This window comes from Sinorhizobium terangae (assembly GCF_009601505.1).
Lineage (GTDB): Bacteria > Pseudomonadota > Alphaproteobacteria > Rhizobiales > Rhizobiaceae > Sinorhizobium > Sinorhizobium terangae.
Genome location: NZ_WITC01000057.1, coordinates 201,848 through 226,208, shown reverse-complemented (window position 1 = coordinate 226,208; position 24,361 = coordinate 201,848). Strand labels below are relative to the sequence as shown.

Genomic DNA, 24,361 nt, shown 5'->3' with positions numbered 1-24,361 from the left:
TCACTCGCTCATGGCCGATCGGCCGAAAACTCTCGGAGGGTTCAATGACCAAAAAGATCAAGCTCGGCGCCTTTCTGCCCGGCGGCGGCCAGCATATTGCCGCCTGGCGACACCCGGAGGCTCCGGCCGACGGCGCGACAAGTTTCGAGTTTCACAGGAAGCTGGCGCAGACGGCCGAACGCGGCCTGTTCGACGCCTATTTTCTCGCGGACAACCTCTCCGTCGGGCTCGGCGGTCGTGAGGGCGGAAACGCCAAGATAGCAGGGTTCGAACCGGTCACGCTGTTTGCCGCACTCGCACCGCTGACGACGCATCTCGGCTTCATCGCAACCGCGTCGACCACCTACGAAGAGCCCTATACGCTCGCCCGCAAATTTGCGTCGCTCGACCTTCTGTCCAACGGCCGGGCCGGCTGGAACGTGGTGACGTCGGCGGGCGACGAGACGGCTCGCAACTTCAACCGGGAAACGCAGCCGGCCCATGCCGAGCGCTATGAGCGCGCTCGCGAGCATGTCGAAACGGTGAAGGCCCTCTGGGACAGCTGGGAGGACGACGCCTTTATACGTGACAAGACGACCGGCCGCTTCTTCGATGCCGCACGCGTCCACGACGTCAATCATCGGGGCAAGCATTTCTCTGTGAAAGGGCCGCTCAACGTGCCGCGCCCGATACAGGGCCACCCGGTCGTCGTCCAGGCGGGACAATCCGAAGACGGACGCAGGCTTGCCGCTGCGACGGCGGAAGTAATCTTCACCGCCCACCAGAATCTCAGTTCTGCCCAGGAGTTCTACCGGGACATCAAGGCGCGTGTCCGACGCGCGGGACGCAATCCCGAACACGTGCTGATCATGCCGGGGGTCGCACCCTTTGTCGGCCGCACGGAAGAAGAGGCGCGCAGCAAGTACGAGCGGCTGAACGATCTCATCGTTCCTGAAGACGGCGTCGCGCTGCTCAACGGATTGACCGGCGGAACGCTCGACCTGACGGGATATCCGCTCGACGGCCCGCTGCCCGTCAGCCAGGAGACGGAAGGAATGAAGAGCCGCCAGGCGCTGATCCGCAAGATCGCCGACGAGCACGGTTTCACGATACGGCAGCTCTACCAGTGGATCGCGACAGCGAGAGGTCACTACACCGTCGTCGGCAGCGTCGAGCAGGTTGCCGACCAGCTCGAGGAATGGTTCCGCAACGAAGCCGCGGACGGGTTCAACATCCTGCCGCCGTGGCTTCCCGGCGCGCTCGACGACTTTGTCGACCTGGTGATTCCCGAACTGCAGCGTCGGGGGCTGTTCCGGACCGCATATGAAGGCCGCACGCTTCGCGAAAACCTCGGCCTCCCCAGACCGGAAAATCCGTGGACGCAATCGCGCGGGGCCGTTCAGGCCGCCGAATGAAACGCCAAAGAGGAGGGCCAAGCAGATGAGCTTGCAAGATGTCGACAGATCAATCCTCGCCAACGGCGGCGCCGGTGGGGCGAAGGCCGAAGAATATCTTCTGCGGGCCAGCGTAAAACTTCGAAACTGGCTGTCGCGCTACGGACTTCTCGCTGCCTTTCTCGTCTTCTGGCAGGCAGCCAGCAGCAGCGGCTGGATCAATCCGGCCGTTTTCCCGCCGATCGACGCGATCCTTTCTGCCCTGTGGAGAGGCGTCTTCGGCGGAGCCTTGCTCGACGACATCGCCATCAGCCTTCAACGATCCGGCCTGGCATTCGTGGCGGCCGTGGTCGTGGCGATACCGCTCGGCCTGTTCATGGGGCAGGTGCGCTCGATCGAGCAGGCGCTCGATCCTATCCTTCAGCTTTTCAGGCAGACATCGGCGCTGGCGCTTTATCCGGTGTTCATCCTGCTGCTCGGGCTCGGCGAGGCATCTAAAGTCTTTGTGATCTTCTGGGCGACATTGTTCCCGCTCCTCTTGAACACGATCAGCGGGGTCAAGGAAGTCGATTCGAAGCTGATCGAAATGGCGCGTGTCTACGGAGCGTCCCGCGCGACCGTCTTCCGCCGCGTCGTCCTGCCGGGAGCCATCCCCTCCATCTTCGTTGGTCTGCGCCTGAGTGCCACGACTGCGCTTCTGTTGCTGATCGCCTCCGAGATGATTGGCGCCAACAAGGGGGTCGGCTTCCAGGTCATGAACGCCCAGTACAACTTTCAGATACCGCTGATGTTCGCGGCGATCTTCATCCTCGCCGGGCTGGGGCTCATCGCCAACTACGCGCTTGTCTTTGCTCAGCGCCGCCTGTGCCGCTGGAGCGATGTTTCGATCTAATGCATGTCGCCCGAAAGTGTGCAGCGGTTTCGGGACAACGACATGCATGCAAACAAAGACTTAAAGCGGGTGCGACGCGCTTCGCCATCAACTTCTCCAACCAGGAAAGACGAACACATGACCATCTCCATCCGCTCCCTCGGTCTTGGCACGCTGTTTGCCATCGGCCTCTCCGGCTACGCGGCGGCGCAGTCGCCCGATGAGGTGACCCTGCGCTACCTTGCCAGCCACGGCAGCGTATCGGCGCACGAGTTCGCTGCCGAACTCGGCTACTTCGACGGCACGGGCATAAAGCTCGAGAACGTCGGCTATGCGAGCGGCGGTCCGGAGTCGCTCTTCGGGCTCGCATCCGGCAGCGTAGACATAGGCTCGGCGGCAACCGCGGCCGTCATCAACTCGATCGCCAGCGGCAACGATTTTGTCGCCGCCTATCCGACCAATGGCATCAACGAACAGGTGAAGAGCATCTTCTACGTGCTCGAAGACAGCCCGATCAAATCCATCGAGGATATCGTCGGCAAGACCATTGCGGTGAACACGCTCGGTGCCCACCTCGACTACGCGGTGCGGGAAGCGCTGCACAGCAAGGGCTTGCCGCAGAATGCCGCCAACCTCGTCGCCGTGCCGGGCCCGCAGCTGGAGCAGACCTTGCGCTCGAAGCAGGTTGACATCGCGGCTGTCGGATACTGGCAGGCAACGTTCAACGGCCAGATCCTGGACAATGGCGGCGTGCGCGCGATCTTCGATGACACCGACGTCCTTGGCGAGATTGCCGGTGGTTTTGCGGTTCTTCGCCGCGACTTCGTCGAGGAACACCCGGAAGCGGCCAGGAATTTTGTCGAACAGTCTGCCCGCGCGGCCGACTGGTCGAGGGAAAATCCGGAAGAAGCACGGGCGCTGCTTGCAAAAATTCTCGAAAAACGCGGCGAGAATGGCGCACTGGCAAAGCACTGGACCGGCTTCGGGCTGCGCCCGGGGGCGCGAGCGACCGAAAGAGATCTGGATTTCTGGATTGGCGTTCTCGAGCGCGAGGGCAGCCTGCCCGAAGGCAAGTACAAGGCCTCCGATCTTCTACTCCAGAACATCGCCAGCACTGCTGCAAACTGAGGGGACAGCCATGGGAGACGTCCAGGCTTTGCGAAAAGGGGAGATCGCACTGCGCGATCTCTCGAAATCCTTCCAGATCGGCGGCCGTTCGCTCCGGGTTCTCAGGAACATGAATCTGGACATCCGCGCGGGCGAATGCCTTGCGATCGTCGGGGCCAGCGGATCGGGCAAGACGACATTGCTGCGCATCCTTGCGGGCCTCGAGGCCGCAGATGCCGGCAAGGTGCTCATCGACAACGAGCCGATCAGCGGCGTTGGCAACGAACGCGCCGTCATGTTCCAGGAGCCACGGCTGCTTCCCTGGCAGACGGTGCTCGAAAACGTCGCGTTCGGGCTGGAGGTGAGGGGCGGCCAGGCTCGTCACGCCAAGGAGCGTGCACGCCATTACATCTCGTTGGTGGGACTGGCCGAATTTGCGGACGCCTACCCCAAGCAGCTCTCGGGCGGCATGGCGCAAAGGGTCGGCATTGCGCGGGCGCTGACGGTCCAACCGGAGATCCTGCTGCTTGACGAGCCGTTTGGCGCGCTCGATGCGATGACAAAACTGACGATGCAGGAGGAGTTGGAGCGAATATGGCGGGATGAGAACGTAACGATGGTTCTCGTCACGCACGATCTCGAGGAGGCGGTCTATCTCGCGGACCGTGTCCTGGTTCTTCCGACGAACAAGGAGAGCAACCCGAAGATCATCGAGATCGATCTCGCCCGGCCACGCGATCGAAGTGAGACGCGCTTCGTCCAGTACCGCAAGGATCTGCTCCGCGAGTTCGGGCTGCACTGAGCGAGCCGCTTCCGCGCGCCTCCTTCCATGGGACGTCCATGCCGCCTGCGCTTCACAGTTCGCTGGAACTGTGAAGCGCACGCTTCAAGGCGATGGATTGCGCCGTGTCTGCGGTGGAAAGTCGGCGCAGTATCGGCCCAAAACCGAGCGGCTCGGGACCGAAGCCGGATGAACGCGACACGGCTAAAGCGCGTCGCGTTCAATCGGAGTCTTGCGACGCGCTTTAGGTCATTGCTTTTATGCATGTCGTCGTCCCAAAACCGCTACACAGGGCGACATGCATCAGTATGGGATTCGAATGCTACCCGTCTCGCTCGCGGCGAATTCAGGCTCAGGATAGGCGCCCTGCCATTGCGCATAGGTCGTGTTGATGTCACCTGTGCCGGTGCTTGCGCATCCTGAAAGCGCCAGGAGTGCCAACGCTGCAATCAGAAATTTAAGAGGCATGGTATTCTCCCTTCACCGGAGATTGCCCAGGCCTCAAGGGCCAGCTCTAAATGTTCCCTCAAATCATCTTCGATGGCAAGCGGTCCTGCGCGCGCGCAAGCAGTCTTACTGTTTGTTTTTTCAGCTTTTCCGAGCGGCGGGGCGGTAACGGCGATATGACGATCCGTGAAGGGGCCGGCGACGGCGCGCGGGGACGTGAAGGGGTTACTCTCCGCAACATCGGTGGAGCTGGTTCCTTTGCGCGGCAAGCAGGTGGGCGCGCGCACCATTGACAATTGCGCGACGCGGGGCGAGCCTCCGCACGTGGTGAGGAAGATCGCCGAGGTGCCCTTGCTGAAGCGGAGGGACGCGAAATGAATTTCGTGAGCGGGGGGCGCCCCACGGTCGTTATCGTTGGCGGCGGTTTTACCGGGGCGGTCGTCGCCGCAACTCTCGCACGCAACAAGAGCATGGAAGGGTGGCAGATCGCCGTCTTCGAGCCGCGCGAGCGCCTCGGCTGTGGCCTTGCTTATGACACCGACGATCCGGCGCACCGGGTCAATGTGCCGGCCGGGCGTATGAGCCTCGATCCGGACGACGCCGACGAATTCGTCCGCTGGATGGAGCTTCGGGGCGAGCCGCGCGACGACCGAGAGGCACGGGCGCCGGACGGCCATCTCTATCCGCGCCGCGGCCTCTTTGGCCGCTATGTCGCCGATGCCGTGGCGCCGCACCTCGGCAACGGCTGCATCGTCCACCACCGGCAGCGGGTGATCAGCGCGGAAAGGCGTGACGGAGATTGGGAAATCCGGGGTGACGCCGGCACGATGGTTCGCGCCGACATACTGGTGATCGCAACCACCCATCCGGCCCCAGCGGCGCCGGCTGGCATCGACGCCACGTTGCGGGGGCACCCGCGCTATGTACCGGATACCACCGTCCCGGCGGCTCTCGCTGCCATCCGCCCCGACGACCACGTCCTGATCATAGGCACAGGCCTCACCGCGGCGGACGTCATCGCTTCCTTGCGCACGACCGGGCGGACGGGGCCGATCACCGCCTATTCCCGGCGCGGCCTCCGCTCGCGCGGGCACCCGGCCCAAGCCCAGGACCCCTACGGAGACTTTACGGCGGCGCCGTCGCGAACGGCGACGGAACTTCTCGTGCGCGTGCGGCGGGCGGTCGCCGACGCCGAAGCGGACGGCTTTTCCTGGCATGCGGTCTTCGATGCGCTTCGCAGCCAAGGAGGGGAGATCTGGCGCAGCCTGCCAGTCACGGAACGGCGCCGGCTGATCCGCCATCTGCGCCCCTTCTGGGACGTTCACCGCTTTCGCATCGCACCGCAGATCGATGCCATCGTCAGGGCCGGACTGCAGTCCGGCGACATCCGCATTCTGGCGGGCCGGATCGATCGGCTCGAGAGAAACGGCGACGAGATCGCCGTGGCGTTCCGGCGGCGCTACGGTGCCGGGATCGAGCGCTGGGCTGTCGATGCGGTGGTGATCACCACCGGGCCGGCACACAAATCCATCTTGAAAAGCCAGCCTTTCCTCGAAACGCTTTCGGCCGATGGCTACCTGCAGCCGGATGCCGTCGGGCTCGGCCTTGCCTGCAGCGAGACAAGCCGCGCGCTCGACAGTGAGGGCCGGGAGACGGAGACGCTATTCATCGCCGGACCGCTCGCTCGCGGAACTTTCGGGGAGCTAATGGGGCTGCCGCAGGTCAACGATCACGCCATCTTCGTGGCGGAGCAGGTGGCCGCGCTCGCCGGCGGGCGAGGAGCGGCGAAAGCCGCTCAATCGCGAGACGGCGGATCGGAGGAGTTGCGGCCTGCATCGATGAGTTAGAGCCGGCTGTCAGTGCTCAGCTGCTCGATGCAGAAGCGCAGCGTCGTCGCGGAGGTGGCGACGGCCTTGTCGGCGTCGAGGGCATAGTCCTCGTTCTCGATGCTGATCACATCGTCATAGCCGACCTCCCTGAGGGCCTTGAGAATCTCCAGCCAGCCCCGGACCGGCGTGCCGTGCCCGAGCGAGACGAAATTCCATGATCGTCCGCGGACCGGCAGTACATGCTTCGGGTCGAGCAGACCGTCGATACGCGCCCTCGGCTCGATGCGCGTATCCTTGCCGTGGACATGGTAGATGCAGTCGCCGAGCGCGCGGATCGCCGAAACCGGATCGCCGCCCATCCAGATCAGGTGGCTCGGATCGAAATTGACGCCGACGGTTGGGCCGACGGCGTCGCGCAAGCGGAAGAAGCTCTCGACATTGTAGACGGCCTGCCGGCCATGCTGCTCGACGCAGAGGCGGAGTCCCTTCTTCTCTGCCGCGGCTGCATAGTCCTCCCAGAAGGGGATGACGCGCTCGCACCACTGCCATTCGAGCATCGCCATCGCTTCCGGCGGCCAGGAGGAGGTGATCCAGTTCGGGAAGGCATCGCTCGGACCGCCGGCCGGCAGACCGGACATCATAACGATGCGCCGGACGCCGAGCAGCACCGCGAGTTCCAGCGTGTCATGGGCGAGATCTGTGTCTTTTGCCCCGCTCTCGCCCGGATGCAGCGGGTTTCCGGAGCAGTTGAGCGCGGAGATTTCGAGATTGCGGTCACGCAGCATGCCGAGAAGCCGATCACGCGCCGCGCCGCTCGCAAGCAATTCGGCAATGTCGAGATGCGGTGCGCTCGACCAGCCGCCGAGGCCGAATTCGACGCAAGCGAACCCGAGTTCGGCGGCGCGGTCCAGGCATGCTTCCAGCGAGAGCGCCGCGAAGCCGTCGGTGTTCAGGCCGATCTTCATCCATTCCTCCCGATCGGCGCGATGGCCGTTCAATCGGCGTGCGAAACCCTCACCGGCGCACCGGTATCCGCAGCCAATTGGATCGCGTCGAGAATCTGTGCGGCGCGCAGGCCGTCGAGCGTCGATCCGTTGTGCATGGGATGGTTGTCGGCGATCGCTTCGAGAAATTCGTGGATCATGAATCCGAACACTTCCGCGTAGCCGATCGCCACGCCGTCGTGAGGAACGGGGAGCAGTTCGGCATAGGGGAGGGCCGGGTTGTTCGTCACCAGCGCAAAGGGCGATTGTCCGCTGCCGTCGAAACGCGCGATTTCATAGTGCGCCGGCAGGCGCGAATTGTAGCGTAGTGCACCCTTCGTCCCGGTGATCGAGAAGGAAAGCGTATTGCCCATGCCAACCGCCACCCGGCTCGCCAGAAACATGCCTTGGCAGCCATTTTCGAAGCGAAGCAGGGCGGACATGACATCGTCGTTGTCGACGGGCCTCTTTTCGGTACTGAGCGCAACCTTGTCGTGGCCGATGCCGTCGGCGGCCGGCAGGAAACGCTCCCTGATCGAAACCGTGGCGATCGCGCCGGCGACCTCGGAGACCTCCCCGCAGAGAAAGCGGACGATGTCGATGGCATGGGTGCCGATATCGAGCAATGCACCGGCGCCGGCGCGGCTACGCTCGTACCGCCAGCTGTGTGGCAGGTTGGGATCGGCGGCATATTCGCTTTCGTACTGGACCAGTAGATTGACGAGGTCGCCGATCTCTCCCGCAGCGATGATGTCGCGTATCGCCGCAACGGCCGGAATGCGCCGGTAGTTGAAGACGGTTGCGGAGACGACCGGCGATGCCGTCGCGGCGCGATGGATGCGCAGCGCCTCCTCGGCATTGAGAGCGAGCGGCTTTTCGCAGAGAACGTGCTTTCCGGCGGCGATCGCCGCCAGCGTCACCTCCGCGTGGAGCGCGTTCGGCAGGCAGACACTGACGATGCCGATTTCGGGATCGGCGAGAACCGCGTTGAGATCTGTTTCCGTCTTTTCGAACCCCCACGTCGCGGCGAGGCGGCCCGCGAGCGTGTCGTTGCCGTCGCAGGCCGTTGCAAGACGAAGACCTGAAATGCGCTTCTCGAAGCGCGGTAGGTTCGTTCGGTAGCCGAAGGCGTGCGCGGCGCCGATCATGCCGGCGCCAATGACGGCGATAGCGTTCCCCTTCATGTTCTCCTCCCGGGAAGAGGTGCAGCAGAACCGCGCAATCAGCGTATGGGAGCACCCTGGCAACGTCAATCGAGCTGCCGTGATACGTCGCCTGCGTCGATGAGGCCGCCGATCCGCTTGCCGAGTTGCTCGATGTCGTCGCGCGCAGCCATCAGATTTCGGCGGTGCTCGGTAAGGGCGATCAGGTACCTGCTTCGCCGCCGCTCTGAGCGACGGCACGGACCGAATTCCTCCGCGCGACTTCCACGGCAGGTTGCGGGAGCCTTACCCTTTCGGCAGTTCTGGCCTATATTGGAATGGATCTATTGGGCGCAAAATCATCGCGATCCAAAGAAACTCTGAGGTTGTGGCGGCGAATGTCCCGAATCCTCATCCTGCTCTTGGCATTGATATCGGCGTTCGCGTTTCCTGCCCCGTCCGCTTCCGCGGCCGAGCGTCGGGCTATGGTCCTGCATGTGAACGGCGCGATCAGTCCGGCGACCGCGGAATATGTGATCCGTGGCCTTGGGCGGGCCGAAGCGCGAGGCGCCTCCCTCGTCATATTGCAGATGGACACGCCCGGCGGCCTCGACACGTCGATGCGTGACATCATCCGCGCCATCCTCGATTCCTCCGTACCGGTCGCAAGTTTCGTGGCGCCGAGCGGGGCGAGGGCGGCGAGCGCCGGTACCTATATCCTCTATGCGAGCCACGTCGCGGCGATGGCCCCGGGCACAAATCTCGGCGCGGCCACGCCTATTGCCATAGGCGGTGGACTGTTCGGCGGCGACGACGAGGGCGACAAGAAGAGTGGCGCGAAGCAACCGGCCAATGCCGGCGAAGCGAAGATGATAAACGACGCGGTCGCCTATATCCGTGGTCTTGCCGAACTGCGCAATCGGAACGCTGACTGGGCGGAGCGCGCCGTGCGCGAGGCAGCGAGCCTTTCGTCGACCGCCGCCGTCCGCGAAAAGGTTGTCGATTTCATCGCCGTCAGCATCGAGGATTTGTTGAAGCAGGCCCATGGCCGCACGGTCCGTGTCGGCCAGGCCGATCTCCGCCTCGATACGGCGGGTCTCGCGGTCGAGGACGTTCTGCCCGACTGGCGGACCCGCCTCCTGTCTGTGATCACCGATCCGAATGTTGCGCTGCTCCTGATGATCGTCGGCATCTATGGGCTGATCTTCGAGTTTCTGACGCCGGGAACGGTTTTGCCCGGCACAATCGGCGGCATCAGCCTCCTGCTCGGGCTCTACGCGCTCGCCGTCCTGCCGGTGAGCTACGCCGGCATCGGGCTGATCATCCTCGGCGTGGGGCTGCTGATTGCCGAGGCGCATGCGCCGTCGTTCGGGGCGCTTGGACTCGGCGGCGGGGTCGCGCTTGTTCTCGGCGCAGCAATCCTTTTCGACACGGACGTCCCGGGCCTGCAGGTCTCCTGGCCTGTGCTCGGCGGTGTCGCCATCGCAAGCCTTGCCTTCAGCGCTCTCGTCGCCCGGCTCGCCTTCATCTCGCGCCGGCACAAGGTCGTCACCGGTGGGGAGCAGATGATCGGCATGTCAGGCACAGTCGACAGTTGGACGGACGGCACAGGCTACGTCATTGCCCGCGGCGAACGCTGGAAAGCCGTCAGCGGCGAGCCGCTCTCCGCGGGAGAAGATGTGACGATCATAGACCGCAACGGATTGACGCTGAAAGTCGCGCGCAGTGAATCGCAAAGCTGACTGCCTCGACAGGAGAAGGTCATGGACATAGTCGGAAGTCTCGCCCCCTTCATAGCGGCGCTCGTGGTGCTGCTCATCGTTATTGCCTACGCGATCAGGATTTTGCGCGAATACGAACGTGCCGTCGTCTTCACACTGGGCCGGTTCACCGGCGTCAAGGGACCGGGGCTGATCCTGCTCGTACCCATTGTCCAGCAGATGGTGCGGGTCGATCTCAGGACGCGAGTGCTCGATGTTCCGAGCCAGGACGTCATCTCCCACGACAACGTTTCGGTCCGCGTCAGCGCGGTCATTTATTTCCGGGTGATCGATGCGGAAAAATCGACGATCCAGGTCGAGGACTTCATGGCAGCGACGAGCCAGCTCGCCCAGACGACGTTGCGCTCCGTGCTCGGCAAGCACGACCTCGACGAGATGCTGGCCGAGCGCGACAGGCTCAACGAAGATATCCAGAAGATACTGGACGTCCAGACGGATGCCTGGGGGATCAAGGTCGCCACCGTCGAGATCAAGCATGTCGACATCAATGAATCTATGATCCGGGCAATCGCGCGCCAAGCGGAAGCGGAACGCGAGCGGCGGGCGAAGGTCATCAACGCCGAGGGCGAACAGCAGGCGGCGGCAAAATTGCTCGAAGCGGCGGAAATTCTCGCCCGGCAGCCGCAGGCCATGCAATTGCGTTATCTCAGCACGCTGAACGTGATCGCCGCTGAAAAGAGCTCTACGATCATCTTTCCGTTCCCGATGGATCTGGCGAACATCCTCGCGACCAAGATGGGCGGTTCTTCGCAATAAAGCGGGACGTTGCTTTGCTCCTAGATCATCTCACAATCTAACTGAAAAAGTGAAATGATCTGACTCCTTGAAACAACGCAATTTCGGACGTTACACACTTTTCCTGGAATTGCTCTAAGCCGTAAACCCATAACGAGATGGCTTCAAACGATCTCTTGGTCGGTGTCATCGCCACTATAGATGTCGAGATCGAGCTCTAATCCACGTAATCCGATCGCACTCGTTGTCGCCGGCGAGAGGCCAAGTCCTTCATTGCAGCCGTATAGGAACAGACCTACGAATATGTTTCCGCGAAAGCGTGCTGCAAGTGCCCTCCACGCATCGAGATCATTACTCAATGCGGAGAAGAGTGCGCCTACTTGCTTGTCGAGATCGCCGGGACTTTCTTCAGTAGCGGATAGATGCCAGAAGCCGTGCCGAGCAACTATCTCTTTCCCGTTAGGCGTACACCAAATACCCCCCTTTTTCGCGCATTTTGTCGGCTGCGCCCCAAGCGTGCGGGATATTTCCTCCGGATCAAGGTCGTCGCCGCAAAAGCGTAGGGATGCGGCGGTTCGATGCACTTCAGCCATAGTGTTCCTCAGCCTTTATCGCTCATTCATGAATCTTCGCTCCGATGCGATTCAAAAATCACTTTCGCCTCCGCCGGGCCATGATTCAAGAACTTCAGAGGAATAGCGACTCGCTATGACAAAGACCCATTGAATTTCCTTGATGCAGTCAAACTCGCCGCAGCAAGGATTTGGATCAGATCGTTATGTATCCACGGTCTAATCTCTCGGCAGCCCCGCCGGCCGCAACTGTTTCTTCAAAGCGGCGATGCGGAAGATGGCATTGGCGGCGCCGTAGCCGCGGTAGCCGCGTCGCTCCACGATCTCGAAGAAAAATCCCTCGCCATAGGTCGGACTATAGAGCTGGAAGTACTCTCCGTGCTCGTCGCGATCGTAGAGAATATTGGCCTCCTTCAGGCGCTCGATCAGCTCCGGCTCGAGTGCGAAGCGCGCCTCGATGTCGTCATAGTAGTTCGGCGAGATCGGCAGCGCGCGAAAGCCGTTTGCCCGCAACGCATCGGCCGCCGCAAAGATGTCATTCGTGGCAAAGGCGAGATGCTGGATGCCGGAGCCGAAGGTCTCGGCGATGAAATGCCCCGCAAGCGTGTTGCGGTTTTCGGCGCCGTTCAACGTGATGCGCAGCGAGCCTGCGTCATTCTCCACCACCTGACTGCGTACCAACCCGGCCGGATCGACGATGTCGACCATCGGCGTCTTATGCACGTCGAGCAGCGAGTTGTAGAAGAGAAGCCAGGTCAGCATCTCCTCGTATTTGACGGTCTGGGCGACATGGTCGACCGAGGCGAGGCCGGCCGGCGTCGTTGGCAGGTCATCTTCCACCGGCTCGAATTCGATCTCCCAGATGCGCGCAAGCTCCGACTTTTCGTCGAGAAAATAGATGACCCCGCCGCCAACGCCACGGATCGCCGGTACCGAAAGCTCGCCGGGGCCGACGGCCTGTGCGAAGGGTTCAGCGCCGAGCGCCTTTGCGCGCTCGACCGTCGCCGCGGCGTCGTCGACCATCAGCCCGAAGGCATAGGCCGACGTGCCGTGCACCAGGTAGGAGGCACTGGCGAACCCCTCGCGCTCCGTATTGACGACCAGATTGATTGCGCCCTGGCGATAAAGCGCGACCCGTTTGCTCTTGTGCGTCGCAGTCTTCTGAAAACCGAGCGCTCTGACCAGGGCCTCCAATTCGGCCGCCTGCTCCTCGTCGGCGGCGAATTCGATGAAGGCGACGCCCTTGACCTCCGCGGGCGCCGGCATCGCAGGTACCGACAAGGGCGTGTCCGGTTCGGAGCGCTTGACCTGGTCGCCGAGATAGATCAGCGAGCGGCGCCCATCGACCGCGATTGCGCCGGCATTGCCCCCGCGGAACTGATCGTTGAAAATTTCCAGCGACAGATAGCCGTCGTACCCGGTGGCGGCGACGGCGCGCATGAAGTCGGTGACCGGAAGATCACCTTCGCCGGGCATGTTGCGGAAATGCCGGCTCCAGTAGAGCAGGTCCATGTCGATCAGCGGCGCGTCGGCGAGCTGGATGATGAAGATTTGTTCTTTCGGGATCGACCGGATCGAATTGACTTCGATCTTGCGCGAAAGCGTGTGGAAACTGTCGAGGATGAGACCGACATTGGGGTGGTCGGCACGCCGGACGATCTCCCAGGCGTCGCGATGATCGTTGATGTGCCGGCCCCAGGCGAGCGCCTCGTAGCCGACCCTGAGGTTTCGCTTCGCCGCCCGCTCGCCGAGCTCGCGAAAGTCGGCGGCCGCGCGGTCGATGCCGCCCTGGGCGGCCGGCGATACGTTGGAGCAGACGAGGACGAGATCCGTGCCAAGCTCCTGCATCACGTCGAACTTGCGTTCGGCACGGTCGAAAGTTCGCGTGCGAAGCGGTTCCGGCATGCCCTCGAAATCCCGGAACGGCTGGAACAAGGTGATCTCGAGGCCGAAGTCGCGCGCCATGCGGCCGACCTCTCGCGGGCCTTCATCGAAAGCGAGGAAATCGTTCTCGAAGATTTCCACGCCGTCGAAGCCGGCTCTGGCAATCGCCTGCAGCTTGTCCTTGAGATCGCCGCTCAAGGAGACTGTCGCTATCGAGGTTTTCATGGTCCTGTCCTCGGTTCTAGATTGCAAAGGCAGGAAGCGGGAAGGGGGTGTTGGTGCACCCCCCTCTGCCCTGCCGGGCATCTCCCCCACAAAGGGGGGAGATCGGCAAGCGGCGGGCTCCCCGGTCTTCTCATCGACAACGCCAAGTCCCGCTGTGAGAGAGGTGGCATTGGTGCCGACGGCGCCTTTCTCGAATCTCCCCCTTGTGGGGGAGATGCCCGGCAGGGCAGAGGGGGGTATTCCCGGCCAGGCTCGCGTCCAACCGAGCGATCGTCAGCCCGTCAGCGCCCTGAAATGGCCGAGCATCCGCGCCGCGTCCGGCTCGAGCCCGGTGAATAGGCGAAAGGCGCCGACCGCCTGGAACACGGCCATGCCGCCGCCGTCGAGCGTGCGGCAACCGCGTCTTCTCGCTTCCCGGAGCAGCGCCGTTTCCAGCGGGAAATAGACGATCTCGGCGACCCAGTGGCGCTCGTCGAGGAGCTCGGCGTCGAGCGGCAGCCCCGGATATTTCGTCATCCCGGTCGGCGTGGCGTGGATGAGGCCCGATGCGTCCCGCATCGCGGCGGCGAGATCCGTACCGGCCACAATGTCGGCCTCAGGAAAAATGGGCGAAAGCATCTCGGCAAGCGATTGCGCGCGCTCCGGCTCGCGGTCGAAGACGGTAAGCCGCCGCAAACCGAGCGAGAGGGCAGCGTAAGCCGTCGCCACGCCCGCGCCGCCGGCGCCGAGCTGCACGGCTGAGGCGAGGTCCGCATCCGGCAGACCGCGCCGGAAGCCTTCGGCGAAACCCCACCAGTCCGTGTTGTGGCCGTAGCGCCGGCCGCCCTTGAGCACCACGGTATTGACGGCACCGAGCCGCCGGGCGTCGGGGGAGAGCTCATCGAGAAAGGAAATGATCGCCTGCTTGCAGGGATGGGTGATGTTCAGCCCGGCAAGGCCGCGCCGCTCGGCATCGGCGATGAGATGCGGCAAATCATTCTCCGTCGCGCCGAGCGCATTGAGATCGATCAGCTCGTACTCATAGCGCAGTCCCTGCGCCGCGCCCTCCGCCACATGCATCGCCGGTGTCAGTGAGGCCTGGATGCCAGAGCCGATCAGGCCGGCCTTCAAAGATCTTACGAGCGTATCGGTCATGGTTTCCCGTTCCATGTGCTTTCCGCGCCGACGGCATCCGCAGCGCCGCTGAAGCCGACCCACCTTTCGCAGCAGGCGGGCCGGCGGCTTTCCTCGTTACTGGCCGCGCACGGCGCCGATTTCCTTGAAGAGGCTCTGCACCGTTTCTTGACCGATGTCGGCGCTGAACTTCTCGATCATCGGCTTGACGGCATCGCGCAGTTTCTGCGTTTCCTCCGGGCTGAGTTCGCTGACCTCCATGCCGGTCTTGCGGATTTCCTCGAGCGCTGCGGCATCTTGCTCGCGCGACACCTTGCGCTGGAAGTCGCGTGCTTCGACCGCGGCCTGCTGCAGGACCGCCTTCTCTTCGTCATTGAGGCCGTCCCAGAACTTCTTCGAGATCAGCACGATCTGCGGGTTGTACTGGTGACGGGTCAGCGTCATGTATTTCTGCACCTCGTAGAACTTCGCGTTGAGGATGTTTGCGGCCGGGTTCTCCTGGCCGTCGACGGTTCCGGTTTCGAGCGCGGTGTAAAGCTCCGTATAGGGGAGCGGCACGGCGTTGGCGCCGAGCGAGTTGAAGAGTTCGACCGGGATCGGCGACTGGATCGTGCGGATCTTGAGGCCCTTGATGTCCTCGAGCTTAGTCACCGGATGGCGGTTGTTGGTGAGATTGCGGAAGCCGAGTTCCCAATAGGCAAGGCCGACGAGGCCGGTGTCGGGCAGGCGCTCGATCAGGCCGGTGCCGAACGGACCATCCATCACCTTGTCGGCCTCCTCGCCACTGTTGAACAGGAAGGGAAGGTCGACTGCGCCAAACTCCTTGACGTTGCTTGCGAGAATGCCGGCATTCAGCACCGTCATCTCGATGACGCCACCCTGCAGCGCCGAGACGGTCTGGACGTCGCCGCCGAGCGTGCCGCCCGGGAACAGTTTCACCGCGATCTTGCCGCCGCTCTTCTCGTTGACGAGTTCGGCGAATTTCTCCATGCCGGTCACCTGCGGGTGGCCCTTGTTGTTGGCGGACGCGAATTTGATGGTCTGGTCGCGGATCTCAGCGAGCGCCGGTCCTGCCGTCAGCAGTGCCAGTGGCAGGGCGAGGCCCAATGCCAGTTTCGTCAGTCTGTTCAACATGTTTTCCTCCCAGGTTGGACCGGTGTTCAGACCGGCCGTGTTGACAGTGCGTGAAGCCATGCCCGTCAGTGCCCGAACCAGGAGACCGGAACGGTCACCAGCTGAGGGAACAGGACGAGCAGGAAAAGAACGATCAGTTCGGCGATCATGAACGGCATGACGCCCTTCATCAGGTCTTCCATCGATAGTTTCGAGACGCCGCAGATGACGTTCAGAACCGTGCCGACAGGCGGGGTAATGAGACCGATCGAGTTGTTGATGATGAAGAGCACGCCGAAATAGACCGGGTCGATGCCCGCCTGCTTGATGATTGGCATCAAGACCGGCGTCATGATCAGAATGGTTGGCGTCATGTCCATGGCAGTGCCGACGACGACGATCAGGGCCATGATGGCGACGAGGAGCGCCGTCTGGTTGTCCATCAGCGGTTCGACGAGGGCGGCGAGCGCGCCCGGTACGTCGGCGACCGTGATCAGCCAGGCCGAGACCGCCGCGCAGGCGACCAGGAACATGACGACGGCGGTGATTTTGGCGGCCGCGACGAAGACGTGGAAGAGCTGTGCCGGCGGCAGTTCGCGGTAAATGACCATCGAAACGAAGAGCGAGTAGACGGCCGCCACCACGCCCGCTTCCGTCGGCGTGAAGACGCCGAACTTCAGCCCGACGATGATGATCACCGGCAGCATGAGCGCCCAGAAGCTGTCGATGAAGGCCTTGAGGCGCACTGCGCCGCTCTCTCTCGGCGGCAGTTCGAACTGCTCCTTGCGGGCGACGATGAGCCACGTAATCGAAAGCGCCACGGCGATCATCAGCCCGGGGAAGATGCCGGCGAGGAAGAGCTTGGTGATCGAGACGCCGCCGACCACGCCATAGAGGATGAAACCGATCGACGGCGGAATGATCGGCCCGATGACCGAGGCGGACGCAAGCAACCCGCCGGCGCGCGCCGGGTTGTGGCCGCTTTTCAGCATCATCGGCAGGAGGAGGGCGCCAAGGGCGGCCGCGTCGGCGACGGCAGAGCCCGAGAGGCTTGAAAGAATGCAGGCTGCGAAGATCGCGACGAAGCCGAGGCCGCCGCGGATATGGCCGACCATCGCCATCGCCAGCGCGACGATGCGGCGGGAAAGGCCGCCGGTATTCATCACCTCGCCGGCGAGCAGGAAGAAGGGAACTGCCATCAGCGGGAAGCTGTCGGCGCCGTTCAGGACGTTCTGCGCGACGATCTGGGCGTCGAAGAGCCCGAGATGGAGCATTAGCGCGACGCCGCTCAAGATCAGGGCGAAGGCGATCGGCACGCCGAGTGCCATGGGTCCGAGAAGCGCGCCGAGAAAGATGGTGACGGTCATCGTCGCCTCCTCAGTGCTTCGGCGAGAGCTGGCCGAGCATGGGCTCGGGCAGATCGTCGAGGGCCGCCTCATCCTCGCTTTCGCGCACGAGGTCGGCCGTCGTCACGTCGATGCGGCCGGTCGCGACCGCGAAGGCGTCGGCAAGCAGGATCAGGAAGGCCGGAACGCCGAAGGCGATGCCAGCGCCATAGAAAAACGCCATCGGGATGCCGGTCGCCGGCGCGCCGACATGGAGGTTGATCAGCGTCTGCGTCCAACTGCCGCTGATCACCAGCCATGTGGCATAGAGCATCAGTGCATGGCCGCAAAGCACGGCCACCTTTGCGGCAGACGGCGGCAAGCGCTTGATCAGGGAGTCCACGCCAAGATGGCCATGCTCGCGCATGGCAACGACGGCGCCGAGAAAGGTGAGCCAGACGAAGAACATCCGCGACAGCTCCTCGGAAACGGTGATGCCCTGGTTGAAGGCGTAGCGCAGGACGACATTGCCGAAGACGAGCACGACCATGCCGGCGAGCAGCAGAGCGATCGTCACCTTCAGCACGAAGAAATAGAAATCGATGATGCGGGCCATTCGCTCCTCCCAAAGCGATAGGGCGTACCGGCGGCACGTCGCGACGACGCGCCAGTGGCAGGCCTCCTCCTCCAACGCGCGGCGGTTCGCCGGCGGCCACCACGCTCCTCAGCGCGGTTCGGCAATGGATTTATAAAATGTACTAACTAGTTCGAATGTCAAGTGCTGTGCTATTGAAAGAGGATGATAACGTGAATATGACTTGAGGAATTGCTCTTGCGGGGCACAGCTAAGGGTCGAAAATCGCAGCCATCTTCGACGACGTTGGCGGTCTCGGATCGCGAGACGAGGCGTTTCAGGTGTCCATCGAGGCGCCGTGGGACCCGCAGGAAATAGGCATGATGATTCAATGGCCTGTCGGGGCCGGGAAGCAGTGCGGAAATGGCGGAGCGGCAGGGGAATGGCAGAAAGAACGATCCGCAAAGGACGCAGGAGGATATCCTTGCGGTAGCGACGGAAGAGTTTTCGACGCATGGGCTGGCCGGTGCCAGGGTGGATGCGATCGCTGAGCGCACGCGCACCTCGAAGCGGATGATCTATTACTATTTCGGCAGCAAGGAGGGGCTCTATCTCGCCGTGCTCGAGCGCTCCTATCGCAGGATCCGCACGCTCGAAGCCGATCTCGAACTCGCCAACCTGCCGCCGGAAAAGGCGCTGAGGACCTTGATCGAAACAACCTTCGATCACGATGAGGCCAATCCGGATTTCGTCCGTCTGGTCAGCATCGAGAACATCCACCACGCGGCGCATATGCTGCGTTCGGAGGCGATCCGTGAGCTCAATGTCTCGGTCATTCAGATGATCGAGGCGATCATCGCGCGCGGTCTCGCCGACGGCACCTTTCGCCGCAAGGCCGATCCGATCGATGTTCACATGCTGATCAGCGCCTTCTGCTTCTTCCGTGTGTCGAACCGCTACACGTTCGGCACCATCTTCCGCCGTGATCTCTCGGAAGAGGCAACCATCGAACGGCATCGCACGATGATTGCCGATGCTGTGATCAGCTACCTGAAATCGGAAGGCGGGCCTGCGTCCACCCGGCCCACTTAGGGAACGAGTACGGCTGCGCCGCTCAGCCCACCGGCGCGAAGGTCGGCAAGGGCACGGTTGGCCTCATCAAGCGGGTAGACGATCGTGTGCGTCTTGACACCTGCTTCCGCCGCGATGGCAAAAAACTCGCGGCCATCCCGGCGCGTGAGGTTGGCGACCGAAACCAGTTCGCGTTCGCCCCAAAGCACGGCATAGGGCATGGCGGGAATATCGCTCATGTGGATGCCGCCGCACACCACCCGTCCGCCCTTGCGCACTGCTTTCAGTGCTGCAGGCACGAGATTTCCGACCGGCGCGAAGATGATCGCAGCGTCGAGCGGCTCCGGCGGCGGCTCGTGCGAACCGCCGGCCCAGAGCGCGCCCAGGTCGAGGGCGAAGCGCTGTGCGGGTGCATCGTCGGGGCGAGTGAAGGCGTAGACCTGCCGGCCCTGCCAGACGCAGATCTGGGCGATGATATGCGCGGCGGCGCCAAAGCCATAGATCCCGATCCTCTTGCCGTCGCCGGCGCGTTTTAGTGACCGCCAGCCGATGAGCCCGGCGCAGAGGAGGGGCGCAAGCGCCACGGGATCGCCGTCGCGATCGAGATCGAAAGCATAGTCGGCATCCGCAATGACATCGGTGGCGAAGCCACCGTCGCGGGTATAGCCGGTGAACAGCGGATCGTCGCAAAGGTTTTCTGCGCCCGACCGGCAGTAGAGGCAGTGCTGGCAGGTATGGCCGAGCCAGGGGACCCCGGCGCGCCGGCCGATGCGCGCCGGATCGACGCCGGAGCCTACCGCTTCGATGATGCCGACGATCTCGTGGCCCGGAACGAGCGGCAGCTTCGGCCGCGGCAGGTCGCCGTCGACCACGTGCAGATCGGTGCGGCAGACAGCGCAGGCCTCGACGCGCAGCCGGATCTCACCGGCAAGCGGTTCGGGAAGCGGCCGCTCCACCGCTTTCAACGGTTCCCCGACCCTCTCAAGGACCATCGCGCGCATCGGCTTTGGCCTCCTTGAAGTTGCATAAGCCCGATTGCCGCTCGCTCTGTTCGAAATGCGGCTCAGCAATGATATCCTTTCGGGCCACGGACGTCGAAAGGATCGCAAATGCCGAAAAGAAGCGCAGGCATCCTGCTCTACAAATACGACGGCGAGGCGTTGCGTGTCCTGCTTGTCCACCCCGGCGGTCCCTTCTGGAGCAACAGGGATGCTGGGGCGTGGTCTATCCCAAAGGGGGAATATGACTCGGATGAAGAGCCAGAGGCTGCTGCGCGGCGCGAGTTCCTTGAGGAAACCGGCGTCGCGATGAACGGGACCTTGGTGAACCTTGGCGAGCTGCGCCAGAAAGGCGGCAAGCTCGTCACCGCCTTCGCCGGCGAGAGCGATGTCGACATCACCGATATCCGCAGCAATATGTTCGAAATGGAATGGCCGCCACACAGCGGCCAGACACAGGCCTTTCCGGAAGTCGATCGCGCCGGATGGTTCAGCCTGCCGGAAGCGCGGGAGAAAATAAACGCGTCCCAGCGTGCTTTTCTTGATCGCCTCGAGGCCTCGTTGTCACCCAAATAGCTTTCGGAAAGTCGGCGAAGGCTCGCACGGTCAATGATTGGCGATGTGGGCGACCTGCGTCGCGGCTGCGTCGGCCAGGCCGGCCGCAATACCGACATTGGCGAGCCCGCCGATTTCGTCCGGGACCTCCGTTCGTGAGCGACGGCGCTCGGCCTTTACCCCCGGCACGATCTCGACGGAAATGCCTTCGATTTCCAGCAGTCGGATTTCCTCACGCATTCCGATGGAAGCGGTGGGGTCACCGGATTTGAGGCGCACCACGCGCTTGCCGGCCAGGACCAGCTCAACCATGGCATTGTGGATATCGCCCCGGCCATCTGAGACCCGGCTATCCGGCCGGCCGACGAATTGCCGCCTTGCTTCCCGGCGGGAAAGTTCGAGCACGTCGTTTGAGATCGGTTCGTCGAAGACAATGACATCGGCGGCCTGCAGGGCACGAACGGCCTTCAACGTCAAGAGTTCAGCATCGCCCGGACCCGCGCCGACGATCGTGACGCGGCCGATGGCAGAGCGGGTCGCGGAAAGGCAACCCAGCTCCTCCATCAGCCGCGTCTCGACACCCTCCTCCGGTGTCTCCAGAAAGGCGCGATCGACGAACCGCTCCCAGAAGGTGCGGCGCGCCGCGCCCGGTTTCAGTCGTGCGTTGACCCTTTCGCGGATCGCCTGCGCGATCGTTGCCCAGTCCTTGATTGCCGGCGGCAGCAAGGCCTCGATCCGACGGCGGATCGCTTGCGCGAGGATCGGCGCGGCGCCGTCGGTCGAAATCGACACGACGACCGGCGAGCGATTGACGATCGAGCCGAACTGGAACTGGCAGAAGGCCGGCTTGTCGATGACGTTGACGGTAACGCCGGCGACACGCGCCGCATTGAAGAATGCCTCCGCTTCTGCGTCGTCGTCGCAATCGGCAATCGCAAGCGTGGCCCCGGAAAAGGCGCCGGAGTGCCATATCTCGTCGTGATGGACGAGGCGGCCGTCTTCGTGGGCGGCGCCGCGTCTCAAGAGATCGAGGAAGACATTGCTAAGCTCCGTGCGTGGCGCATGGAGATGAACCTCCGCGCCGCAGGCTGCCAGCAATTCCGCCTTCCAGGCGGCGGCATCGCTGCCGCCGGCGACGACGACGCGCTTCTTTTTCAAAGTCCAGAACAGCGGCAGGGTGGCGAGCGGAGCGACACGTTGCTGCGACGGCCTTGCGGTCCGGTCATTCAGCGGCAGCGGCAAGGCATCCATCGATGATCCCCCTTATCTCTGCGCGGCAGGAGCCGCAATTGGTGCCGGCGCTAAGCCTCTCGCCGATCGCCTGGACACTGTGGCAGCCGTCGCGAATGGCGGCCGTGATCTGATTGACGCCGACGCTGAAGCAGGAGCAGACCGTTGCGCCCGGGTCCTCTCTGCCGGCGCCGGGACGACCCGCCGCCACGGCGAAGCGCGTGCCGAGGTCGGTATGCGAGGCAAGAAGCTGAGAGACCGCCCAGTTGCGGGCGACCGCCACGGGGCGGGACGCAAGGAACAGCGCGGCAAGCAGCCTGTCGCTGTCGAAGAAGGCGAGGCGGAGTTCGCCGGACTGACGATCAGTATAGCCGATCGGCTCGATTCCGGCCGGGATGGAAAAGGCCCGCCGGCACCAGCCGATCCAGTCTGCTTGCGGCTCGGAGAAGGCAAGTTCCAGGCGCCAGCCGCCGTCGGCCTTGGCGATCGCCCAGTAAGCAGCATCAATACCTTGCGGTTTTTCGGCGGAGACCGCGAAACCATAGGCCCGGGCGTCCAAGCGCGTAGCCTTTACCGCCACGTTCTTCGACGCCGGCTGGCCGGAAACGGGGTCCGTGATCGGCGGCACCAGCGCGTCGATGCGGCCCTTCGAGGCGAACTGATCGTTCCAGTGCATCGGCACGAAAAGGCTTCCCTCCGCTTGGCGCTCGGTGAGGAGCGCGCGGACGGTCGCTTGTCCGTAGGCGCTCTCGATCGTCACCAGATCGGCGTCCGCGACGGCAAGCCTCTCGGCATCGCGCGGATGAATTTCGACGAAAGGTTCGGCGATATGGGCGGAGAGCCGGGCGCTCTTCCCGGTCCGGGTCATCGTGTGCCAATGATCGCGCACCCGACCCGTATTGAGCGTGAAAGGATAGGCATCGTTTGCCCGTTTGGAGGGGGACACGTCGACGGTTATGAAACTGGCGCGCCCGTCCGCATGGTAGAACCCGCCCTCGGCGAAAAACCGCCTCTCCCGAGGCCGCGTGCCTTGCGGCTGCGGCCACTGGAAAGGCTTGAGATCGTCATAGCTCGCCTTGTCGATCGTCGCGTGAGCACTGATGTCGAAATCGCGGCGGCCATCGTTTTCAAAACCGGAAAGCGCGGCATGTTCGGCGAAGACTTCGGCGGCGGAGGCATGGGCGAAGGCTTGCGCAAAGCCCATGCGCCGCCCGACCTCCGCCATTTGCCACCAGTCGGCGCGGGCCTCGCCGGGAGCATGGAGGAAGACGCGCTGGCGGGAGATGCGCCGTTCGGAATTGGTGACGGTGCCGTCTTTCTCGCCCCAGCCGAGCGAAGGAAGCAACACGTGGGCATGGCGCGCGGTATCGGTCTCACTAAGGATGTCGGAGACGACGACGAAGGGACAGGCCTTGATCGCGGCCTCGACCGCGTTAGCGTCGGGCATCGAGACAACCGGATTCGTCGCCATGATCCAGAGCGCCTTGATCCGGCCGTCGGCGACGGCGCGGAACATGTCCACGGCCTTGAGGCCCGGCTTGCCTGCGAGCGCGGGTGCGCCCCAGAAGCGCCGGACGAGATCACGGTCAGCGGCTTTCTCGATGTCGAGATGGGCGGCGAGCATGTTGGCGAGCCCGCCGACCTCGCGTCCGCCCATGGCGTTGGGCTGGCCCGTCAGCGAGAAGGGACCCATGCCCCGCCGGCCGATCCGGCCGGTCGCGAGATGGCAGTTGATGATGGCGTTGACCTTGTCCGTGCCGCAAGCCGACTGGTTGACGCCCTGGCTGTAACAGGTGACGACCTTCTCGGTCGTTTCGAACAGGCGGAAGAAATCGCGCAATTGCGTCTGCGAAAGTCCGGTCAGCGCCGAAAGTTCCGCGAGATCCAGCGCCGAAGCGGCCGCAAAGGCCTCGGCGAAGCCCTTTGTGTGCGCCGAGATATAGTTTTGATCGACGGCGCCGCTCGCCGCCAGATGGGCAAACAGCCCGTTGAAAAGCGGAACGTCGCTGTCCGGGGCAAGCGCCAGATGCATGTCGGCGATGTCGGCGGTCATCGTGCGGCGTGGATCGATGACGACGACCTTCATCTCGGGGCGGTTTGCCTTGGCCGCGGCAAGGCGCTGGTAAAGGACCGGGTGGCACCAGGCGAGATTGGAGCCGGTGAGCACGACGAGATCGGCAAGCTCAAGGTCTTCATAGGCGCCCGGAACCGTGTCGGACCCGAAGGCGCGGCGGTGACCGGCAACGGAGGACGACATGCACAGGCGCGAGTTCGTGTCGATGTTCGCCGAACCGATAAAACCCTTCATCAGCTTGTTGGCGATGTAATAGTCCTCGGTCAGCAATTGGCCGGAGACATAGAAGGCGACCGAATCCGGGCCGTGCTCGGCAATGGTTTGCGCGAAGCGGCTGGCGACGAGATCGAGCGCTTCGTCCCAGCCTGCGCGGCGGCCACCGATCTCCGGATGGAGAAGGCGACCGTGGAGATCGAGGGTTTCGGCAAGTGCCGAGCCTTTGGAACAGAGCCGGCCGAAATTGGCCGGATGCTCAGGATCGCCCTTGACGCTGACGGCGCCCTCATCGTCCACGCGGGCGATGACGCCGCAGCCGACGCCGCAATAGGGGCAGGTGGTCTTGACCTCGCGCGCCATGC

At 63.5% G+C, this 24,361-nt stretch carries 21 protein-coding genes and 1 pseudogene; 10 read left to right on the top strand and 12 right to left on the bottom strand.

Annotated elements, in window-relative coordinates; genetic code table 11:
• Positions 1 to 44: 44 nt before the first annotated feature.
• The 4 genes from GHK62_RS15015 (at position 45) to GHK62_RS15000 (ending at position 4,153) form a co-directional block, all read left to right on the top strand.
• Positions 45 to 1,394, top strand: coding sequence for an LLM class flavin-dependent oxidoreductase (locus GHK62_RS15015; RefSeq protein WP_153439947.1), 1,350 nt, complete (start codon positions 45 to 47; stop codon positions 1,392 to 1,394).
• Between the two features lie 25 nt (positions 1,395 to 1,419).
• Positions 1,420 to 2,265: an ABC transporter permease gene (locus GHK62_RS15010; RefSeq protein WP_153439946.1), complete on the top strand. Its 846-nt coding sequence runs from the start codon at positions 1,420 to 1,422 to the stop codon at positions 2,263 to 2,265.
• 117 nt (positions 2,266 to 2,382) lie between these two features.
• The gene (locus GHK62_RS15005; protein WP_153439945.1) at positions 2,383 to 3,372 is read left to right on the top strand and encodes an ABC transporter substrate-binding protein; all 990 of its coding nucleotides are present in this window, start codon (positions 2,383 to 2,385) and stop codon (positions 3,370 to 3,372) included.
• 10 nt (positions 3,373 to 3,382) lie between these two features.
• Positions 3,383 to 4,153 (top strand): ABC transporter ATP-binding protein, encoded by a 771-nt coding sequence (locus GHK62_RS15000; protein ID WP_153439944.1) that lies wholly within the window; start codon positions 3,383 to 3,385, stop codon positions 4,151 to 4,153.
• A gap of 282 nt (positions 4,154 to 4,435) precedes the next feature.
• On the opposite strand, the gene GHK62_RS33580 is transcribed toward GHK62_RS15000, so the two are convergent.
• Positions 4,436 to 4,600: a hypothetical protein gene (locus tag GHK62_RS33580; RefSeq protein ID WP_167528258.1), complete on the bottom strand. Its 165-nt coding sequence runs from the start codon at positions 4,598 to 4,600 to the stop codon at positions 4,436 to 4,438.
• A 353-nt stretch (positions 4,601 to 4,953) separates the two neighbouring features.
• Here GHK62_RS33580 and GHK62_RS14995 point away from each other — a divergent pair, with 353 nt between their 5' ends.
• Positions 4,954 to 6,426 (top strand): FAD/NAD(P)-binding protein, encoded by a 1,473-nt coding sequence (locus GHK62_RS14995; RefSeq protein WP_153439943.1) that lies wholly within the window; start codon positions 4,954 to 4,956, stop codon positions 6,424 to 6,426.
• On the opposite strand, the gene GHK62_RS14990 is transcribed toward GHK62_RS14995, so the two are convergent.
• Both GHK62_RS14990 and GHK62_RS14985 read right to left on the bottom strand, forming a co-directional pair.
• Positions 6,423 to 7,373, bottom strand: a complete 951-nt coding sequence (locus GHK62_RS14990) for a sugar phosphate isomerase/epimerase family protein (protein WP_153439942.1) — start codon at positions 7,371 to 7,373, stop codon at positions 6,423 to 6,425. The genes GHK62_RS14995 and GHK62_RS14990 overlap by 4 nt on opposite strands.
• 29 nt (positions 7,374 to 7,402) lie before the next feature.
• On the bottom strand, positions 7,403 to 8,575 hold the full coding sequence (locus GHK62_RS14985) for a Gfo/Idh/MocA family protein (RefSeq protein ID WP_153439941.1): 1,173 nt from the start codon (positions 8,573 to 8,575) through the stop codon (positions 7,403 to 7,405).
• A 356-nt stretch (positions 8,576 to 8,931) separates the two neighbouring features.
• Here GHK62_RS14985 and GHK62_RS14980 point away from each other — a divergent pair, with 356 nt between their 5' ends.
• A complete protein-coding gene (locus GHK62_RS14980) occupies positions 8,932 to 10,275 on the top strand; it encodes an NfeD family protein (RefSeq protein WP_153439940.1) in 1,344 nt (447 codons plus the stop codon).
• 21 nt (positions 10,276 to 10,296) lie between these two features.
• A complete protein-coding gene (locus GHK62_RS14975; RefSeq protein WP_153439939.1) occupies positions 10,297 to 11,070 on the top strand; it encodes a slipin family protein in 774 nt (257 codons plus the stop codon).
• Between the two features lie 143 nt (positions 11,071 to 11,213).
• Here GHK62_RS14975 and GHK62_RS14970 read toward each other — a convergent pair whose 3' ends face one another.
• A complete protein-coding gene (locus GHK62_RS14970) occupies positions 11,214 to 11,642 on the bottom strand; it encodes a DUF4279 domain-containing protein (RefSeq protein ID WP_153439938.1) in 429 nt (142 codons plus the stop codon).
• Positions 11,643 to 11,729: 87 nt separating this feature from the next.
• On the opposite strand from GHK62_RS14970, the pseudogene GHK62_RS14965 reads away from it, so the two are divergent.
• A pseudogene (locus GHK62_RS14965) lies at positions 11,730 to 11,816 on the top strand (IS5/IS1182 family transposase); the annotation flags it as partial.
• Between the two features lie 24 nt (positions 11,817 to 11,840).
• Here the strand turns inward: GHK62_RS14965 and GHK62_RS14960 are convergent.
• The 5 genes from GHK62_RS14960 to GHK62_RS14940 all read right to left on the bottom strand — a co-directional run bounded on the left by GHK62_RS14960 (position 11,841) and on the right by GHK62_RS14940 (position 17,897).
• Positions 11,841 to 13,730: a bifunctional sugar phosphate isomerase/epimerase/4-hydroxyphenylpyruvate dioxygenase family protein gene (locus tag GHK62_RS14960; RefSeq protein WP_153439937.1), complete on the bottom strand. Its 1,890-nt coding sequence runs from the start codon at positions 13,728 to 13,730 to the stop codon at positions 11,841 to 11,843.
• Between the two features lie 273 nt (positions 13,731 to 14,003).
• Positions 14,004 to 14,864, bottom strand: a complete 861-nt coding sequence (locus tag GHK62_RS14955; RefSeq protein ID WP_153440047.1) for a shikimate dehydrogenase — start codon at positions 14,862 to 14,864, stop codon at positions 14,004 to 14,006.
• Between the two features lie 96 nt (positions 14,865 to 14,960).
• On the bottom strand, positions 14,961 to 15,977 hold the full coding sequence (locus GHK62_RS14950) for a TRAP transporter substrate-binding protein (protein ID WP_153439936.1): 1,017 nt from the start codon (positions 15,975 to 15,977) through the stop codon (positions 14,961 to 14,963).
• A gap of 65 nt (positions 15,978 to 16,042) precedes the next feature.
• Entirely contained in the window at positions 16,043 to 17,323 is a 1,281-nt protein-coding gene (locus tag GHK62_RS14945) for a TRAP transporter large permease (RefSeq protein WP_153439935.1), read from the bottom strand.
• A gap of 10 nt (positions 17,324 to 17,333) precedes the next feature.
• Complete coding sequence (locus tag GHK62_RS14940) at positions 17,334 to 17,897, bottom strand: TRAP transporter small permease (RefSeq protein WP_153439934.1); 564 nt, start codon at positions 17,895 to 17,897, stop codon at positions 17,334 to 17,336.
• A gap of 381 nt (positions 17,898 to 18,278) precedes the next feature.
• Here GHK62_RS14940 and GHK62_RS14935 point away from each other — a divergent pair, with 381 nt between their 5' ends.
• A complete protein-coding gene (locus GHK62_RS14935) occupies positions 18,279 to 18,947 on the top strand; it encodes a TetR/AcrR family transcriptional regulator (RefSeq protein ID WP_153439933.1) in 669 nt (222 codons plus the stop codon).
• On the opposite strand, the gene GHK62_RS14930 is transcribed toward GHK62_RS14935, so the two are convergent.
• Complete coding sequence (locus GHK62_RS14930; protein ID WP_153439932.1) at positions 18,944 to 19,927, bottom strand: zinc-dependent alcohol dehydrogenase family protein; 984 nt, start codon at positions 19,925 to 19,927, stop codon at positions 18,944 to 18,946. The genes GHK62_RS14935 and GHK62_RS14930 overlap by 4 nt on opposite strands.
• A gap of 108 nt (positions 19,928 to 20,035) precedes the next feature.
• Between GHK62_RS14930 and GHK62_RS14925 the strand changes: the two genes are divergently transcribed.
• Positions 20,036 to 20,500 (top strand): NUDIX hydrolase, encoded by a 465-nt coding sequence (locus GHK62_RS14925; protein WP_153439931.1) that lies wholly within the window; start codon positions 20,036 to 20,038, stop codon positions 20,498 to 20,500.
• A gap of 30 nt (positions 20,501 to 20,530) precedes the next feature.
• Here GHK62_RS14925 and GHK62_RS14920 read toward each other — a convergent pair whose 3' ends face one another.
• Positions 20,531 to 21,730, bottom strand: coding sequence for a siroheme synthase family protein (locus tag GHK62_RS14920; protein WP_153439930.1), 1,200 nt, complete (start codon positions 21,728 to 21,730; stop codon positions 20,531 to 20,533).
• Positions 21,702 to 24,359, bottom strand: a complete 2,658-nt coding sequence (locus GHK62_RS14915; RefSeq protein ID WP_153439929.1) for a nitrate reductase — start codon at positions 24,357 to 24,359, stop codon at positions 21,702 to 21,704. The genes GHK62_RS14920 and GHK62_RS14915 overlap by 29 nt, the downstream gene beginning before the upstream one ends.
• Positions 24,360 to 24,361: the final 2 nt, after the last annotated feature.

What these genes read in the sequence shown, in the direction of transcription:
- GHK62_RS15015 (WP_153439947.1), top strand. Translation starts at nt 45, where the DNA reads ATGACCAAAAAGATCAAGCTCGGCGCCTTTCTGCCCGGCGGCGGCCAG.
- GHK62_RS15010 (WP_153439946.1), top strand. Translation starts at nt 1,420, where the DNA reads ATGAGCTTGCAAGATGTCGACAGATCAATCCTCGCCAACGGCGGCGCC.
- GHK62_RS15005 (WP_153439945.1), top strand. Translation starts at nt 2,383, where the DNA reads ATGACCATCTCCATCCGCTCCCTCGGTCTTGGCACGCTGTTTGCCATC.
- GHK62_RS15000 (WP_153439944.1), top strand. Translation starts at nt 3,383, where the DNA reads ATGGGAGACGTCCAGGCTTTGCGAAAAGGGGAGATCGCACTGCGCGAT.
- GHK62_RS33580 (WP_167528258.1), bottom strand. Translation starts at nt 4,600, where the DNA reads ATGCCTCTTAAATTTCTGATTGCAGCGTTGGCACTCCTGGCGCTTTCA.
- GHK62_RS14995 (WP_153439943.1), top strand. Translation starts at nt 4,954, where the DNA reads ATGAATTTCGTGAGCGGGGGGCGCCCCACGGTCGTTATCGTTGGCGGC.
- GHK62_RS14990 (WP_153439942.1), bottom strand. Translation starts at nt 7,373, where the DNA reads ATGAAGATCGGCCTGAACACCGACGGCTTCGCGGCGCTCTCGCTGGAA.
- GHK62_RS14985 (WP_153439941.1), bottom strand. Translation starts at nt 8,575, where the DNA reads ATGAAGGGGAACGCTATCGCCGTCATTGGCGCCGGCATGATCGGCGCC.
- GHK62_RS14980 (WP_153439940.1), top strand. Translation starts at nt 8,932, where the DNA reads ATGTCCCGAATCCTCATCCTGCTCTTGGCATTGATATCGGCGTTCGCG.
- GHK62_RS14975 (WP_153439939.1), top strand. Translation starts at nt 10,297, where the DNA reads ATGGACATAGTCGGAAGTCTCGCCCCCTTCATAGCGGCGCTCGTGGTG.
- GHK62_RS14970 (WP_153439938.1), bottom strand. Translation starts at nt 11,642, where the DNA reads ATGGCTGAAGTGCATCGAACCGCCGCATCCCTACGCTTTTGCGGCGAC.
- GHK62_RS14960 (WP_153439937.1), bottom strand. Translation starts at nt 13,730, where the DNA reads ATGAAAACCTCGATAGCGACAGTCTCCTTGAGCGGCGATCTCAAGGAC.
- GHK62_RS14955 (WP_153440047.1), bottom strand. Translation starts at nt 14,864, where the DNA reads ATGACCGATACGCTCGTAAGATCTTTGAAGGCCGGCCTGATCGGCTCT.
- GHK62_RS14950 (WP_153439936.1), bottom strand. Translation starts at nt 15,977, where the DNA reads ATGTTGAACAGACTGACGAAACTGGCATTGGGCCTCGCCCTGCCACTG.
- GHK62_RS14945 (WP_153439935.1), bottom strand. Translation starts at nt 17,323, where the DNA reads ATGACCGTCACCATCTTTCTCGGCGCGCTTCTCGGACCCATGGCACTC.
- GHK62_RS14940 (WP_153439934.1), bottom strand. Translation starts at nt 17,897, where the DNA reads ATGGCCCGCATCATCGATTTCTATTTCTTCGTGCTGAAGGTGACGATC.
- GHK62_RS14935 (WP_153439933.1), top strand. Translation starts at nt 18,279, where the DNA reads ATGGCGGAGCGGCAGGGGAATGGCAGAAAGAACGATCCGCAAAGGACG.
- GHK62_RS14930 (WP_153439932.1), bottom strand. Translation starts at nt 19,927, where the DNA reads ATGCGCGCGATGGTCCTTGAGAGGGTCGGGGAACCGTTGAAAGCGGTG.
- GHK62_RS14925 (WP_153439931.1), top strand. Translation starts at nt 20,036, where the DNA reads ATGCCGAAAAGAAGCGCAGGCATCCTGCTCTACAAATACGACGGCGAG.
- GHK62_RS14920 (WP_153439930.1), bottom strand. Translation starts at nt 21,730, where the DNA reads ATGGATGCCTTGCCGCTGCCGCTGAATGACCGGACCGCAAGGCCGTCG.
- GHK62_RS14915 (WP_153439929.1), bottom strand. Translation starts at nt 24,359, where the DNA reads ATGGCGCGCGAGGTCAAGACCACCTGCCCCTATTGCGGCGTCGGCTGC.